The sequence below is a fragment of the Streptomyces sp. NPDC002845 genome, assembly GCF_053591955.1.
This window is the reverse complement of sequence record NZ_JBSFUU010000095.1, coordinates 22,879-36,985: the sequence shown is the minus strand read 5'-3', so window position 1 is coordinate 36,985 and position 14,107 is coordinate 22,879. Positions and strand designations below refer to the sequence as shown.

The window sequence follows — 14,107 nt, the reverse complement described above, 5'->3', positions numbered from 1 at the left end:
CCCGCTGACGCTCGCCGCGGAAACGGACCGCCGCCTCGATCTCCTCGCCGGTGCTCACGGCGTCGCTGGCCTCGAAGATAGCGCGGGTGTAGCCCCCTACCTGGAACAGACCCGGCAGGAACAGTGACTCGTACGACCGCAGCCAGGTGGCCTCCGCTTCGAGCTCGGCCAAGTCCAGTGCCGAGGTCGGCAGTTGGCGCCGGTAGTCGCTCCACCACCCCTTGCCCGACGCCTCCGTCAGGCTCACCAGCGCTTCGACGTAGGTTGAACTAGTGCCCCCGTAGGTTCGGCAGAGCGTACGGATGCGTTCGGCGGAGATCGCGGTGCGGCCGTTCTCCACGTGGGTGAGGTGCACACGGCCCATGCCGATGACGGCTCCAGCCTCGTTCACGGTCAGCCCGCCGGCCTCGCGCAACTTCCGCAGCTCTGCACCGAGTCGTAGCTGACGCTCAGTCGGTGTGGTTCGCAATGCCAACGGGCTCTCTCCTTCGCGGGTGGGGGCCAGTTTGCCCTTGCGGTGACGCGGAGGTCTACTGAGGTTGGCGTTTTGGTTGAACAAGTCACCCTTGATTCGCTACGTTGAGTTCGGCGACGCTCACGCAGAGATGTCGGAAGCCTCGCCGTCGACGTATGCGTACACGCGCGCCGCGTCGCGGAAGTGCACCGCCGGATTCACGGGCCCGTACCGGGCGAGCCCGTTCCCATGGGGGCGGCAGAGCCACCGCGAGCGGTGCCCGTCGACGAGTTCGTTCGGGCAGTCCGAGATCCACGTTCAGCATTCAGCCGCTTCGCGTCCTGGAGGCGTCAGCCATGCAGCAACTTCCGCTCACGTACACCCTGTTCACCCCTGCCGTCGTGACCTCGCCCAAGGTCTGTCGGGACTTCGTACGGTCCACCCTGGAGACCCACGGGCTCGGGGAACTCGCCGACACGGCCGCCCTGTGCACCTCCGAGTTGGTGACCAACGTGCATCAGCATGTCCGGGGCGAGGTGCACCTCAGAGCAACCGTTGAGGCGTCAGGGGTTCGGGTCGCCGTGTACGACGGGAGTGTGTTGCCGCCTTGTTTGGAGGGGCGGGTTGGTAGGGAGGCGGAGGGCGGACGTGGGCTGTTGCTGGTGGCCTCGCTTGCGGATGGGTTTGGGGTCACACCGGTGAAGGTGGGGAAGGGGGTGTGGTTTCAGCTCAATCGGGGCTGAACGCGAGCGGCCAGGTGCGCTTGACTCGGAACGCGTACTGAGCCCTTTCCAACCTCCGGCGTCAGCTGGGCAGTTGGCCTGACAGACGGGTGAAGCCCCTGGTAGATGGGTTTTCGACCAAGAGAACCGTCTCCACCAGAGGCTTCGCATGCTTGTCTACTCGTCCGGCGTCGACGTGTCCAGCTCTGCCCTCCGCTTCCTCGCCGCCCGCCTGAGGGAACGTCGGCGCACTCTCGGCACCCGATGGCGGCGCCTGAGTGCGGGTCGGCAGGCCCTGCTCACGCTCGCCCACCTGCGCAACGGCCAGCCCTATGCCCAGCTCGCGGCCGGTTTCGGGGTCGGCACCACAACCGTCTACCGGTACGTCAACGAGGCCGTCGAGCTCCTGGCCGCCCTCGCCCCCACGCTCGCCGAAGCAGTACGGGCCGCGTCGATGAAGGCGTTTGTGATCCTGGACGGGACGCTTCTGCCGATCGACCGGATCGCCGCCGACCGTCCCTTCTACTCGGGCAAACACAAGAAGCACGGCATGAATGTGCAGGTCATAGCGGACCCGAAGGGTCGTCTCCTGTGGGCTTCACCGGCCCTGGCCGGTGCCGTCCATGACGTTCGGGCCGCCCGCGAGCACGGCATCATCGACGCCCTCGCCGAGGCCGGCATCAACTGCTGGGCGGACAAGGGGTACCAGGGTGCAGGCGGCACGGTCCGTCTCCCTTACCGCGGCCGGTGGGACAGCCTTTCCGCTGGTCAGCAGGCCGTCAATCGGTCCCATGCGAAGGTCCGGGCACTGGTCGAGCAAGCCATCGCTACCCTCAAATCCTGGCGGCTCCTCCGTAAGCTCCGCTGCTCGACGACCCGGATCACGAGCCTCGTCCAGGCCGTCCTCACCCTCCATCTGGCCAGCTCAGACTGAGGATGGAAAAGGCTCACTGCATGGAGGGCGACCCGCGGACCAAGCTGGTCGTTCCCGCTTCCGAGTCGCTCACTGGACGAGAGTGACCCGCTCCAGGCGAACGGCTATTCGTACGCGAACAACAACCCGGTCACCCACGCCGACCCGAGCGGGCTGACGTCGACGGCGTCGAGTTTCGATGCGTCGATCGCGGCGCTGGAGAGGCAGATCGCGGAGTATCAGCGGACGTTGTCGGTGTCGATGGGTGATGTGATCCTGGCGACCGGCTGGGCGGTGTTCAAGGAGTTCATCGGCTGGAACGACGTGGTCGGCTGCTTCTCCCAGGGGGACCTGTGGGCGTGCGGCAGCCTGCTGATGGACGCGATCCCCTGGACGAGCATCTTCTCCAAGGGCAAGAAGATGTGGCGGGCCTTCGAGGCGACGCTGAGCGCGGTCAAGGCGTGGCGGACGGCGAAGGCGGTCGCCCAGGCGGGGCTGAAGGCGGCCCGGTCGGCGAAGGCTGCGCTGATCAAGGCGAAGAAGGCCGCGCAGGAGGCTGCGGCGGAGGCGAAGCGGAAGGCCAAAGCGGCGGCGAAGGCGGCTGCTGCGGCGGCGAAGAAGAAGAGCCATACCGGTTCCAAGGGCGCGAGGGGTAACGCGCCGCAGGTGAAGGCCCGCACGAGCGCCCAGTCCAAGGGTTCGTCCGGTGGCGGGCGGGCGGAGGGCAAGTCGGGGGGCTCGCGGGGCGGGTCGGGCAGGGACGACTCCGGGGGTGATTCCGGAGGCGGGTCTGACGGCGGTTCGGGCGGCGGTGGCTGCCCGGACGTGGACAACAGCTTCACGCCGGGCACGCGGGTGTTGATGGCCGACGGCTCGACGAAGCCGATCAAGGACGTCAAGAACGGCGACCAGGTCCTGGCCACCGACCCGGAGACGGGCGAGACCCGGATGGAGACGGTCACTGCCGAGATCAAGGGGCAGGGCGTCAAGCACCTGGTCAAGGTCACCATCGACACCGACGGCGACAACGGCACACAGACCGCCGAGGTCACTGCGACCGACGGCCACCCCTTCTGGGTCCCGGAACTCGGCGAGTGGATCGACGCCACCGACATCCGGTCCGGCCAGTGGCTCCAGACCGGCGCGGGCACCTACGTCCAGGTCACCGCCGTCGAGCGGTGGACGGCCCTCCAGGCCACGGTCCACAACCTCACCGTCAGCGACCTGCACACGTACTATGTGCTGGCGGGGGCCACACCGGTCCTCGTCCACAACTGCAGCACCCCCAATTATGGGGAATTGGATGAGCATGGGCGAGCGACGGGCGTCGAAGCTTTGCTCACCAAAGACAGCATTGGCGGGAAAACCAACCCCTCTGTCGATCCTGCTGGATGGGAATCCGGCCAGGGATATAATCGCGCGCATCTTCTCGCGGCAGTGTTGGGGGGTGCGAATAACGACCGACGGAACTTCGTAACTATGCACGCCTATGCAAACTCGCCGGTAATGCGAGCATTCGAGCTGCAGATTCGTAATGTTGTCCGCGGTGGAGAGAATGTCTCGTATAGGGCAACGCCAATCTATTCGGGGACCAGTTCAATACCTCTTGGCGTGACATTGTCTGCGCGCGGGAATCTTGGGTTCAGTCTGGATGTATCGATTGTCAATAGGAAGAGGTGATCGAGGTGTCCGTAGCGGAACTGGCACACTGGGCGGGTTTGTCCTATCCGATGGTCCGATGCGAGGTCGACTGGGACGAAGTGACTGAGCAGATCGACTCCCCCCTGCCTTCTGATTATCGTGAGCTGGTCGGCAACTTTGGAGGGGGTAGCTTCGATCGTCATATCTGGATTCATGCGCCTCGAACCGATGGTGGCCCCTACGACTTGGTGGCTGGAGTGGCTGAGCGTGAAGACGCGCTGCGGATTTTGTGGGATGCCGGCGAGGAAATTCCGTCATGGCTCGATGTGGATCGCGACAAGCTGATTACTTGGGCGAGTACCGGCGATGGCGAATACATCTATTGGTGGGTCGCTCATGGGGAAGAGGATGCCGGTAAGTGGCCGGTAGTCGTTCAGGACCTTGATGGAGACTGGGAAGTATTCCGCATGTCGAGTAGTGATTTTCTGGTCGCGTGGGTGCGAGGGCAACTCTCCACGGAGTTGATCTCAACTACCTTTGCTTACCTCGAAAATTCCTTTACGCGATACGACGGATCGACCCTGTTTTAGGCGTAGCTGTTCAGCTGGGGTGACGGCGTGACAGGTCGGTCACGCCGTCACCCCAGCTGAACAGCTACATCTGAGGAGGCTCATGCGGATGCACTCGCTACTTGGGGATCTGCAGATGACTATGCACAGGCCCATGGGGCATTTGGCACGGAGATCTCCCAGATCGGCCGTCGATCGTTGATGTCATTTACCACCGATATCAACGTGGCGCGAAGTTTCGGCGGCACTCTTTACTCCGCGACGGTTCGTCGAAGCCAGGTGATAATGCAGACTCTGCCAGGTGCGGGTGAAGCCGAGGTGCTTATTCCGCACATGGTTGCAGCGATGAGGCTATAGAATGTACGTGGAGATCACTCTTGGTGCACTGCCAGTGCAATACTACCCTTTGTCGAGCGAGTTGACTGCCAGGGATCTGTCTCCTGGTCAAGATGAGGTCTGGGGGCAGCTCATTTCTCAGTCCAGCAGCTTGAGGCGCATTTCCGTGCCCCTTCCCAGCGGAAAGCATGTCAGGCTGTTCCTGCATTGGAGCGATGGCACTGACTTGGATGACCTCGACAGGAAGATCATCGAAGGAAAGCCCTGCGATGTCTACTTCGCTGGCGCGCTGGCCGGTGGCGACATGACCCTCCAGTGCCGGTCGTGTCGGGCGGAATTTTTTGGGATTGTCGCCGACACGGGGAATCCGCTCCTGGGGGACGTTCCGGCACGGCTTCGCGCCCATGAGTTTGTTGGATCATGTCCGGTATGTGGTGCTGAATTTCAGCCTCACGTTCTTTATGTGGGCAGTCCAATTTAGCCTATTATTCTTCAGTTTTCCATGGGTGGAAAATTTACGGGCATTGGCTGCTTAAATTGGCCGTGAAGACGTCGGTGGGTGGCGTGGGGCGGCGGAGGGCTGCAGGAATTCAGCTGCGGAGGCCAAGGCTTTCGGCGGCGATGAGGTCGACGTGCGGTAGGGGCGTCGCGTGGGTGGGGTACAACCGATTCGCTGGGATCAGCGGATCTTCGAAGAGAGAAAAGTGAACGTGAGTAGAGCTGTCATACGCCGGTCCTGTGTTTCCGGTGTCGCCGTGCTGTCGTTGGCGCTGCTGGCCGGTTGTGCGGACTCGGAGTCGGACTCCGGCAGTGGTGAGTCGGGCGCGGGTGCCTCGGCGGAGGCGGTGGCCGAGGAGGGCAGTACTCCGGTGCTGTCGGCGGCTGAGCTTGCCGAGGTGGCGCTGAAGGAGGGGGACGTCGACGGGCACAAGGTGAGCGAGCCTTCGGCCGGTGAGCGGGCTGAGCAGACGGACGTGGAGGTGGACGACGAGGCGTGCGCTCCGTTGGCGTACGCCCTGGCCGGTACGGTCATCGGCGAGCCTGCCGCCACGGTGCACCGTCAGACGATCAGTCAGCCGGACCCCGGGGCGGCGGTGGACGCCGAGGATGTCGTGGCGGCGATGAATGTGTCCACGGTGATGGTAGGTCTCGCCTCCTACGAGGGTGATGGCGCCCAGGCCGCGATGGACTCCCTCGGTGAGACCGCCGAGGGGTGCGCCAAGGGCTTCACGGGAACCGTCGCCGGTGCCGCGCAGAAGGTGACCAAGGTTGCCGAGGGCACCGCTCCACAGGGGGCGGACCAGGCGGTCGCGGTGGACGCCACCGTGCAGCAGGACGGCGAGACGCTGCCGGTGAAGGTGGTCGTCGTCCGCAACGGCAGCACCCTCGCGTACTTCACCGCCGTCAGCTTCACTGCCGCAGGCGCAGGTCAGGACTTCGAGGTTCCGGCCGAGGTCGTGGACGCCCAGCTCGCCAAGCTCGCCTGACGGTCCGGTACGCGAGCGGGAGCCCCACCAGCACGAGGGTGTGCGCTGGTGGGGCTTCGGTGTTGTTCAGGGGTGTGGGTGGTTGTCGTGGCGGGCCCGCATGGTGGATATCAGCGCGTGGAGTTGGCGGGGGCTTGTGGAGAGGATCTCCTCGGGGGTGTCGCTTTCGCGTAGGAGGATCGTTCCGTCGGGGGCCGTGGCGACATTTAGGCAACTGTTGCCCTCGGGGCAGTAGGTGGACTTCTGCCACTTCAGCATGGAGGCGGATTCCCTTCAGAGATCCTTGGCGATCTGATGGATCAGCTCGCTTGACTTGTCAGGTGAGAGAGCAACGGCCTTCATCGAGTCGAGCAGGAGGCGGTACTTGTCCAGTTGAGCGGCTGCGTCCAGGAGAAGGACGCCGTGCGACTGGTCCAGCTGGATCGTGTCGAGCTGTGGCATCGGCCCGCTGAAGTAGCTCACAGACTGCCCGGAGCCAGGGAGTGCCTCGGCGGCGAAGGGGATCACTCGGAGCGTGATGTGGTCCCGTTCGCTCATGTCGAGGAGGTGTTGGAGTTGAGCCCGGGTGGTGGTGGGGCCGCCGAACCTCATGCGCAGGGCGGCCTCGTGGATGACCGCGCTGAACGGGGTCGGACGCTCCCGGTGGAAGACCTCCTGGCGCTTGATGCGGAAGGAGACCCGATGTTCGGCGTCCGGGGGCGGCATGGGCGGCACGGTGCCGCGGAAGAGGGCGCGGGTGTAGTCGATCGTCTGCAAAAGGCCCGGAATGTGCAGTGAGTTGGCCATCTCGATCGCGGTCGCGTGATGCTCGCACTCGACGAGATCGAGCTGCGAGGCGGACAACATCTCGCGGTACTCCTCCCACCAGCCGCGCTTGCGATGCGTGGCCATGGCGATGAGAGCACGAATCAGGTCTTCGTCGTGACAGTCGTAGTTGGCGGCAAGGGTGCGGATGCGCTGTTCGCTCAGTCCGAATCGGCCGGTTTCGATGTTGCTGATGCGGGCCTGGTTGGCGCCGATCATCTCGCCTGCCTCGCGGGCGGTCAGTCCGGCGCGCTCGCGCAGTTTGCGCAGTTCAACCCCCAGACGGAGCTGGCGTGCTGTGGGCATCTGCCGTGGCGGCATGCTCTTCCACTCCTTGCCAAATGCGTCACCCACACGGGTGGAAAGGCGGATGCATCCGAAGATTCGGTAGTACGCATCCTACGGCTGTAGCTACGGTGAACTCCAAGCCGCTCGACTGGCCTTCCACCGCATGGCCTGCCAAGTCGAGCTACCCCAACCCCACCAACTCCAGGAGCCGTTCATGGTCACCGTACCGCCCTGCTCGCCCCCGTCCGAGACGCCCGACTCCTGGTCGTACGCCCTCCACCTCCCCCACGACCCCCGCGCCGCACGCATCGCCCGCCGAACCCTTCGTGCGGTCCTCACCGAGCACGGCATGACCCAAGTGGTCGACTGCGCCGAACTGCTGACGTCCGAGTTGGTCACCAACGCCTACCAGTACTCCAAGGGGCCCTCTGCCCTCCGCCTGCGCACTCTCGGCGGCGGGCGGCTGCGGCTGAGTGTGTGGGACACCGATCCGCATATCCCGCCTCCCTTCGATCGCCGGTCGGGCGGTGTCCATCCGCTCGCACCGGCCGATTTCGAGAGCGGGCGCGGTCTCTTCCTCGTATGCCAGTACGCCGACGACTGGGGCGGTTGGGCCCTCGGTGGCGATCATCTCTTCGGGCGGAGCGGGAAGCTGCTGTGGTGCGAACTGGGTGCCGGCCGCGTCCGCTCGACCGTACAAGTGCGGCCTGATCCGGGGGCAGGGAGGCCGCTGCTGTGAGTCCGTGGATGATGCGCAGCCGCGTCGCCCCTGTCAGGCGGGGCGCCATGGCGGGATTCGCCAACCGTGTCATCGGGCGCCGCGGCGTCAGTCCGAGTGCACCCCCTGCCCCCCACCCCCGTGCGCCCGCGTAACCAAGTCGACCGCGACCTCCAGGGCGGCCTTGCGCTTGTCCTCGGGATCGCCTTCGAGGTCGCGGAGGAGGAACATGCCGGCGTGCATCGTGAAGAGTGCGCTGACGCAGCGGACCTGGTCGGTGAGCGGGGCGTCGGGTTCCTTGATGATGTCGATCATCCGGAGCATGCGGTCCTTGAAGGTCTCGCCGACGCTCAACTCCCGTACCGCTGCCTGGTTCTCCTGCATGAAGCGGAACAGGGGGGCCGCGTCGGTGAGGGCCTCGCTGTAGCGGCGCAGGACCTCCTGCTTGGTGTCGAGGGTGCGCGGCTGTGTGCCCGCCCACTCGATCAGGTCGTCCAGGGGCCTCGTCAGGTCCTGGAAGAGGCTGATGAGGATGTCTTCCTTGGTCTTGAAGTGGTAGTAGAGCGCGGCCTTGGTGACGTCGAGGTGCTCCGCGATCTCCCGTAGCGACGTCTTCTCGTAACCCTGCTCGGAGAAGAGTTCGAGGGCCACGTCCTGGATGCGCTGGCGGGTGTTCCCGCGGCGCTGGTGCTTCGTGCCGTCCATGGTGCCGCCCCTTCTCGTACTTCTCGCGCTCCCGGATCCGTGCTCGGTCAAGACCGCGGAAACTTACTTGACGACCGGCTAGTTACGCGCTTACGTTCCCCAGTGTAGACAACTAGCCGGGCGGCAAGTAAGTAGTCGTAGGTGGGAGTGGGGACGATGGCGGACAGTGGTGGCGGCGCGGACGGCGTGGGCGCCATAGGCGCCGTGGGCGAGGGGAAGCAGCCGCGCAGTGTGCGCGTCGTGCTGCTCGCGCTCATGATCGCGATGTTGCTGGCGATGCTCGACAACATGATCATCGGGACCGCCATGCCCACGATCGTGGGTGAGCTGGGCGGGCTGGAGCATCTGGCGTGGGTGGTGACCGCCTACACGCTCGCGACCGCCGCCTCGACTCCCGTCTGGGGCAAGGTCGGGGACATGTACGGGCGCAAGGGTGCCTTCATGACCTCGATCGTGATCTTCCTGATCGGGTCCGCGCTGAGCGGGATGGCGCAGGACATGGGGCAGTTGATCGGGTTCCGGGCCGTGCAGGGGCTCGGCGCCGGCGGGTTGATGGTCGGGGTCATGGCGATCATCGGGGATCTGATTCCGCCGCGGGAGCGGGGCAAGTACCAGGGGATGATGGCCGGGGTGATGGCCATCGCCATGATCGCCGGGCCGCTGGTCGGCGGGACCATCACGGACAACTGGGGCTGGCGATGGTCCTTCTACATCAACCTGCCGCTGGGGGCCGTGGCGCTGGCCGCCGTCAGTGTCGTACTGCATCTGCCGAAGCGGCGTGCCGGGGAACGGGCGCGCGTCGACTACCTGGGCATCGCCCTGCTGACCGTGGGCATCACCTCGATCGTGCTGGTCACCACCTGGGGCGGGAGCGAGTACGCCTGGGGGTCGGCCGTGATCATGGAGCTGATCGCGATCGGGGTGGCCTCGCTCGTGGGGTTCCTGTTTGTGGAGAAGAGGGCGCCGGAACCGGTGATGCCGCCGCACATCTTCCGGAGCCGTAACTTCTCGCTGATGTCGGTGATCGGGTTCATCACCGGGTTCGTGATGTTCGGGGCCGTGCTCTTCCTGCCGCTGTACCAGCAGTCCGTGCAGGGCGCGTCCGCGACCAACTCCGGGTTGCTGCTGCTGCCGATGCTCGGGGCGATGCTCGCCGTGTCGATGGTGGCGGGGCGGGTGACCACCAACTCCGGGCGGTACAAGGTGTTTCCGGTCGCGGGCAGTGCGCTGATGGTGGTGGGGCTGTTCCTGCTCGCGCAGATGGACACCGGGACGTCGCGGGTGATGTCCGGGGTGTTCATGGCCGTGCTCGGCGCGGGGATGGGGTGCCTGATGCAGATCACCATGCTCGTCGCGCAGAACAGTGTCGAGATGAAGGACATGGGGGTCGCGTCCTCGTCCACGACTCTCTTCCGGACGCTCGGGTCGTCCTTCGGGGTCGCGATCATGGGGGCGCTGTTCAACAACCGGGTGTACGACGTGATGGCCGAGCGGGCCGGGGCGCTGGGGGCCGCGGCCACCGGGCAGTCGGCTCAGCTCGATGCGGCGAGTCTGGCGAAGCTGCCGGAGGCGGCACGGGAGGCATACCAGTACGCGGTGTCGGCGGGGACGCATGCCGCGTTCCTGCTGGGGGCCAGTGTGGCTGTGGTCGCGCTGGTGGCCGCGGTGTTCGTGAAGGAGGTTCCGCTGAAGGGGGCGGCGGGGGGCGGTTCGGGGGGTTCGGCTACGCCGGGCGAGGGCGCGAAGGTGGTGGCCGAGGCCGTCTGACGTCCACCGCCTCGGGTTTTCGCCCCGCCGTCCCTACCCGTCCCATCCCCCAGGGGCTCCGCCCCTTCAACCCCGCCGGCCGGGGGCGGGTGGTGCGGGGTGTGTGGCTGAGCGCGCCTCGCGGTGGAACCGCTGATGTCACCGCCCCGCGCCCTGGAACCCCCTGTCAGTTGGCCGCGGGCGGCAGCATCGGATAGCTCCCCGTGTTCGTCGGGGCGTGCTCCGGCAGCCACAGGACGGCCACCGCGCCCTCGGCGGGTACGTCGTCGGGGGCACCCGGCGGCCGTACGTTGCGGAAGGTCAGACGAGCCCCCAGCACCCGCGCCTGCCCCGCGGCGATGGTCAGGCCCAGGCCGTGGCCGTGGCCGGCGCGGTCGGAGGAACCCGTGCGGAAGCGGCGGGGCCCGTCGGCGAGGAGGTCCTCGGGGAACCCGGGGCCATGGTCGCGGACCCGGATCACCCGGCCCTCGACGGTCACCTCGATCGGCGGCTTGCCGTGCTTGGCGGCGTTGGCGAGCAGGTTGAAGAGGACCCGCTCCAGGCGGCGCGGGTCGGTCGTGACCTCGGACTCGTGCACGACGTGCACCGCGACGTTCGCGTCCTTGGCGGCCACCCGCCGGGTCACGAACTCGCCCAGCAGGATGTCCTGCAGCTCGGCCCGCTCGGAGGCCCCGTCGAGCCGGGCCACTTCCAGGACGTCCTCGACGAGCGTGCGCATCGCCTGCGCCCGGTCCCGGACCAGCTCGGTCGGGCGGCCGGGCGGCAGGAGCTCGGCCGCGGTCACCAGGCCGGTCACCGGCGTACGCAGCTCGTGCGCGATGTCCGCGGTCACCCGGCGCTCGGCCTCGATGCGCTGCTGGAGCGTCCTCGCCATGGCGTCCACGGCCCGCGCGAGGTCGTCGGTCTCGTCGCGTACGACTCCGCCGATGGCGTCCTGCACCCGTACGTCCGTCTCGCCCGTGGCGACCTGGTTCGCGGCGGCGGCCGCCTTGCGCAGCCGGCGCGACATCTGCCCGCCGATGAGCACGCCGAGCGCGCAGCCGGCGAAGACGACCGCGATCGAACCGATGATCAGGGCCTGGTCGAGGTCCTTCAGCACCGTCGCGCTGCGGTCCGTGAACCCGCTGTGCAGCGACAGCACACGGCCGTCCTTGAGCGGGACCGCGGCCCAGATGTCCGTCACACCCTGGTCGTCCTCGGAGACGTACGTGCCCCGCCGGCCCTGCGAGACCGTCTTCAGCAGGTCCCTCGGGATACCGGGGTCGTCGACCGCCGTCCCGAAGAATCCGGACCGCTGCTGCCGCCCCGACTCGTACATGCGCTGGGCGACCTGGATGCGCTCGTCCGCCAGGTCGCGCGCGTTGTCGAGCATCGACACGCGCGCCGCGTTGTGCACGACCAGGCTCAGCGCGAGCGCCACCAGCGCGCCGACCAGCGCGATCGCCGCACTGAGCTTCCACTTCAGACCGGTCCGGAGCCCCGCCTCGTCGCCCCGGACCAGTCGCCCCACCAGACGTCTCACCGACCGCTCACCCCCTGCCCGCGTATCGCCGGACGCCCACGCGGCCGGATACTCCGGCCCGCTCCACTCGTTCCCCCGCATACCGGCCCGCTCAGGCCTTCAACTTGTAGCCGAAGCCGCGGACCGTCTCGATCCGGTCCTGGCCGATCTTCGTACGCAGCCGCTGCACATGGACGTCGACGACCCGGGTGTCACCACCCCAGCCGTAGTCCCACACACGTTCGAGCAGCTTGTCGCGGGACAGTACCGTGCCGGGCGCCGACGAGAACTCCAGCAGCAGCCGCATCTCGGTCGGCGTCAGCGCCACCGGCTCCCCGGACCGCCGTACCTCCATGCCCTCGGTGTCGACCTCCAGCTCACCGAACACGAGGAGACCGCGGCCGTCCTGGGCGTCCCCGGACGAGGCGTCCTCCGCCTTGGCCGCACCCGCACCCCCGCTCGCGTGCCCGAAGCGGCGCAGCACCGCCCGGATACGGGCCACGAGCACGGCACCGTCGAACGGCTTGGTGACGTAGTCGTCGGCGCCCGCCTCCAGGCCCAGGACGACGTCGATCGAATCGGCGCGCGCGGACAGCATGATCACGGGCACGGTCGACTCGTCCCGGATACGACGGCACAGCGAGACCCCGTCGAGGCCCGGCACCATGACATCCAGGAGCGCGATGTCGGGGCGGTCCGCGCGGAACGCCTCCAGGCCCGACAGGCCGTCGGGCATCGCGGTGACCACGAAGCCGTCCCGCTCCAGCGCGAGCTGGGTGGCCTCGCGGATGACGTCGTCGTCCTCGACGAACAGGACATGGGTCTGCTCTGCCATCCGTTGCTCTCAGTCGCTCTCAGTCTTCGGCCGGGTCGGGTTCGGAGGGGACGGGCACCGGGGTGTCCGCGCCGCCGACCGCGTTGTTGTAGTCGTTGTGCGTGCGGGTCTGCTCCACGAAGCGGTCCGCCGTCCAGCGGTAGGTGATCACGTCCTCGCTGGAGGGCAACGCGACCGGATCGCCCTCGGCGTACAGCTGCTGAGTGACCAGCAGGTCGCCCCGGTCGATCTCCGCGTACACCGGGGGCTCCTCGGCCGCGAAGACATTCCGGTACTCCGCGCCCACCTCGCGGTACACGTACGAGGCGATACCGACGGCGTCCGCGCAGGTCATCACGTTCACCACGATGTCGTTCGAGGTCCCGCCGGTCATGTTGCCGTAGAACACGTCGACCGGGTACTGGCCGGCGACGCACGGCTGCAGGTCGTCCTTGACCGGCTCGCTCGCCTCCTGGTCCGCCTTGACCATCTCGACCACCGCGTCCACGCTCATGCGGCTCTCGGAGGGCGATGCCGAGGGTGTCGCGGCGCCCGCGTTCAGGGAGTCGTTCTGCGCCGGGCCCTCGTCGCGGGCGCCGGTTCCGCCCGTGCCGCAGGCGGACACGGAAAGGCCGAGGGCGGCGATCACGGCCACTGCCGTGATCGCCGCCTTCGTGACATGCCCGGACCCGACCGGCCGTGGCGTGTACCGCCTCGGCGGGTCCTGTCCGTGCCGCGTGCTCAGGCCGCGCAACGCTCCCGCTCCTTGTTCAGTTCGAGCGCGCGGGCGGCGCGCTCCTCGTCGTCCCGGCTCTCCAGCTCCTCCCGGAGCCGGGCCAGCGCCCGGTGCAGCGTGCTCTTGACCGTACCGGCCGACATGCCGAGGGCGGCGGCCGTCTCCTCCGTGGACATCTGCTCCCAGTGTCGCAGCACGACCACGCTGCGCTGCTTGGGAGCCAGCACCTTCATGATGTCCATCAGCAGAGCGCGGTCCGCGTGCTGTTCGGCGGCGTCGTCGTCCATGCAGGCCTCCGGCAGCTGCTCGGTCGGGACCTCCTCCAGCTTCCGGGCCCGCCACCACTCGGTCCGGGTGTTGATCATGACCCGGCGCAGGTAGGCGTCCGCCAGCCGCTTGTCCGCTATGCCCTCCCAGCGGCCGTACGTCCGCGCCAGCGCCGTCTGCAGCAGGTCCTGGGCGTCGACAGGGTCCGGGACCAGCCGGCGGGCACTGCGCAGCAGCGCGTCCTGCCGGGTGCGGACGTACTCTTCGAACTCGAGCACCTCACCGTGTGCCATGCCAACCGCCTCCATTCCCCGTTGCCGACCCGCCTGCCATGCCCGCGGTCGGTTCTGCCGCTTCGTTCCGCTCGGTTGTGCGGTACGGGAAT

General features: G+C 67.3%; 16 protein-coding genes. 8 read left to right on the top strand and 8 right to left on the bottom strand.

From position 1 onward, the window contains the following. Window positions 1-475, bottom strand: a 475-nt coding sequence (locus ACWD3C_RS41445) for a Scr1 family TA system antitoxin-like transcriptional regulator (protein ID WP_451152705.1), incomplete at its 3' end; no start/stop codon positions are given. Window positions 476-630: 155 nt separating this feature from the next. Here ACWD3C_RS41445 and ACWD3C_RS41440 point away from each other — a divergent pair. The 6 genes from ACWD3C_RS41440 to ACWD3C_RS41415 all read left to right on the top strand — a co-directional run bounded on the left by ACWD3C_RS41440 (window position 631) and on the right by ACWD3C_RS41415 (window position 6,122). Beyond that, on the top strand, window positions 631-1,197 hold the full coding sequence (locus ACWD3C_RS41440) for an ATP-binding protein (protein ID WP_451152703.1): 567 nt from the start codon (window positions 631-633) through the stop codon (window positions 1,195-1,197). A gap of 148 nt (window positions 1,198-1,345) precedes the next feature. After that, entirely contained in the window at window positions 1,346-2,110 is a 765-nt protein-coding gene (locus ACWD3C_RS41435; protein ID WP_451152701.1) for an IS5 family transposase, read from the top strand. A 240-nt stretch (window positions 2,111-2,350) separates the two neighbouring features. Next, complete coding sequence (locus ACWD3C_RS41430; RefSeq protein WP_451152699.1) at window positions 2,351-3,769, top strand: DNA/RNA non-specific endonuclease; 1,419 nt, start codon at window positions 2,351-2,353, stop codon at window positions 3,767-3,769. A 5-nt stretch (window positions 3,770-3,774) separates the two neighbouring features. Further along, the gene (locus ACWD3C_RS41425) at window positions 3,775-4,320 is read left to right on the top strand and encodes an SMI1/KNR4 family protein (protein WP_451152697.1); all 546 of its coding nucleotides are present in this window, start codon (window positions 3,775-3,777) and stop codon (window positions 4,318-4,320) included. Between the two features lie 343 nt (window positions 4,321-4,663). After that, window positions 4,664-5,116: a hypothetical protein gene (locus tag ACWD3C_RS41420; protein WP_451152695.1), complete on the top strand. Its 453-nt coding sequence runs from the start codon at window positions 4,664-4,666 to the stop codon at window positions 5,114-5,116. Between the two features lie 229 nt (window positions 5,117-5,345). Continuing rightward, on the top strand, window positions 5,346-6,122 hold the full coding sequence (locus ACWD3C_RS41415; RefSeq protein WP_451152694.1) for a hypothetical protein: 777 nt from the start codon (window positions 5,346-5,348) through the stop codon (window positions 6,120-6,122). Between the two features lie 66 nt (window positions 6,123-6,188). On the opposite strand, the gene ACWD3C_RS41410 is transcribed toward ACWD3C_RS41415, so the two are convergent. Together ACWD3C_RS41410 and ACWD3C_RS41405 are read right to left on the bottom strand one after the other, a co-directional pair. After that, window positions 6,189-6,380 carry a DUF397 domain-containing protein gene (locus tag ACWD3C_RS41410; RefSeq protein WP_451152692.1) on the bottom strand — a complete coding sequence of 64 codons (192 nt, stop codon included), beginning with the start codon at window positions 6,378-6,380 and terminating at the stop codon, window positions 6,189-6,191. 15 nt (window positions 6,381-6,395) lie between these two features. Beyond that, window positions 6,396-7,247, bottom strand: coding sequence for a helix-turn-helix domain-containing protein (locus ACWD3C_RS41405; RefSeq protein WP_451152690.1), 852 nt, complete (start codon window positions 7,245-7,247; stop codon window positions 6,396-6,398). A 181-nt stretch (window positions 7,248-7,428) separates the two neighbouring features. Between ACWD3C_RS41405 and ACWD3C_RS41400 the strand changes: the two genes are divergently transcribed. Then, window positions 7,429-7,953 (top strand): ATP-binding protein, encoded by a 525-nt coding sequence (locus ACWD3C_RS41400; RefSeq protein ID WP_451152688.1) that lies wholly within the window; start codon window positions 7,429-7,431, stop codon window positions 7,951-7,953. 87 nt (window positions 7,954-8,040) lie between these two features. Here the strand turns inward: ACWD3C_RS41400 and ACWD3C_RS41395 are convergent, their stop codons facing one another. Continuing rightward, window positions 8,041-8,637, bottom strand: a complete 597-nt coding sequence (locus ACWD3C_RS41395; RefSeq protein ID WP_451152686.1) for a TetR/AcrR family transcriptional regulator — start codon at window positions 8,635-8,637, stop codon at window positions 8,041-8,043. Between the two features lie 156 nt (window positions 8,638-8,793). Between ACWD3C_RS41395 and ACWD3C_RS41390 the strand changes: the two genes are divergently transcribed. After that, window positions 8,794-10,404: an MDR family MFS transporter gene (locus tag ACWD3C_RS41390; protein WP_451152684.1), complete on the top strand. Its 1,611-nt coding sequence runs from the start codon at window positions 8,794-8,796 to the stop codon at window positions 10,402-10,404. A 166-nt stretch (window positions 10,405-10,570) separates the two neighbouring features. On the opposite strand, the gene cseC is transcribed toward ACWD3C_RS41390, so the two are convergent. The 4 genes from cseC to ACWD3C_RS41370 form a co-directional block, all read right to left on the bottom strand. Then, window positions 10,571-11,926, bottom strand: a complete 1,356-nt coding sequence (gene cseC, locus ACWD3C_RS41385) for a two-component system sensor histidine kinase CseC (RefSeq protein WP_451152682.1) — start codon at window positions 11,924-11,926, stop codon at window positions 10,571-10,573. Between the two features lie 91 nt (window positions 11,927-12,017). Further along, on the bottom strand, window positions 12,018-12,740 hold the full coding sequence (gene cseB, locus ACWD3C_RS41380; RefSeq protein ID WP_451152680.1) for a two-component system response regulator CseB: 723 nt from the start codon (window positions 12,738-12,740) through the stop codon (window positions 12,018-12,020). 19 nt (window positions 12,741-12,759) lie between these two features. After that, window positions 12,760-13,473, bottom strand: coding sequence for a hypothetical protein (locus ACWD3C_RS41375; RefSeq protein ID WP_451152678.1), 714 nt, complete (start codon window positions 13,471-13,473; stop codon window positions 12,760-12,762). Further along, a complete protein-coding gene (locus tag ACWD3C_RS41370; RefSeq protein WP_451152676.1) occupies window positions 13,461-14,015 on the bottom strand; it encodes a SigE family RNA polymerase sigma factor in 555 nt (184 codons plus the stop codon). Before ACWD3C_RS41370 ends, ACWD3C_RS41375 begins: the two co-directional genes overlap by 13 nt. Window positions 14,016-14,107 lie beyond the last annotated feature (92 nt).

What these genes read in the sequence shown, in the direction of transcription:
- ACWD3C_RS41440 (WP_451152703.1), top strand. Translation starts at nt 631, where the DNA reads ATGCGTACACGCGCGCCGCGTCGCGGAAGTGCACCGCCGGATTCACGG.
- ACWD3C_RS41435 (WP_451152701.1), top strand. Translation starts at nt 1,346, where the DNA reads ATGCTTGTCTACTCGTCCGGCGTCGACGTGTCCAGCTCTGCCCTCCGC.
- ACWD3C_RS41430 (WP_451152699.1), top strand. Translation starts at nt 2,351, where the DNA reads ATGGGTGATGTGATCCTGGCGACCGGCTGGGCGGTGTTCAAGGAGTTC.
- ACWD3C_RS41410 (WP_451152692.1), bottom strand. Translation starts at nt 6,380, where the DNA reads ATGCTGAAGTGGCAGAAGTCCACCTACTGCCCCGAGGGCAACAGTTGC.
- ACWD3C_RS41405 (WP_451152690.1), bottom strand. Translation starts at nt 7,247, where the DNA reads ATGCCGCCACGGCAGATGCCCACAGCACGCCAGCTCCGTCTGGGGGTT.
- ACWD3C_RS41400 (WP_451152688.1), top strand. Translation starts at nt 7,429, where the DNA reads ATGGTCACCGTACCGCCCTGCTCGCCCCCGTCCGAGACGCCCGACTCC.
- ACWD3C_RS41395 (WP_451152686.1), bottom strand. Translation starts at nt 8,637, where the DNA reads ATGGACGGCACGAAGCACCAGCGCCGCGGGAACACCCGCCAGCGCATC.
- ACWD3C_RS41390 (WP_451152684.1), top strand. Translation starts at nt 8,794, where the DNA reads ATGGCGGACAGTGGTGGCGGCGCGGACGGCGTGGGCGCCATAGGCGCC.
- cseB (WP_451152680.1), bottom strand. Translation starts at nt 12,740, where the DNA reads ATGGCAGAGCAGACCCATGTCCTGTTCGTCGAGGACGACGACGTCATC.
- ACWD3C_RS41370 (WP_451152676.1), bottom strand. Translation starts at nt 14,015, where the DNA reads ATGGCACACGGTGAGGTGCTCGAGTTCGAAGAGTACGTCCGCACCCGG.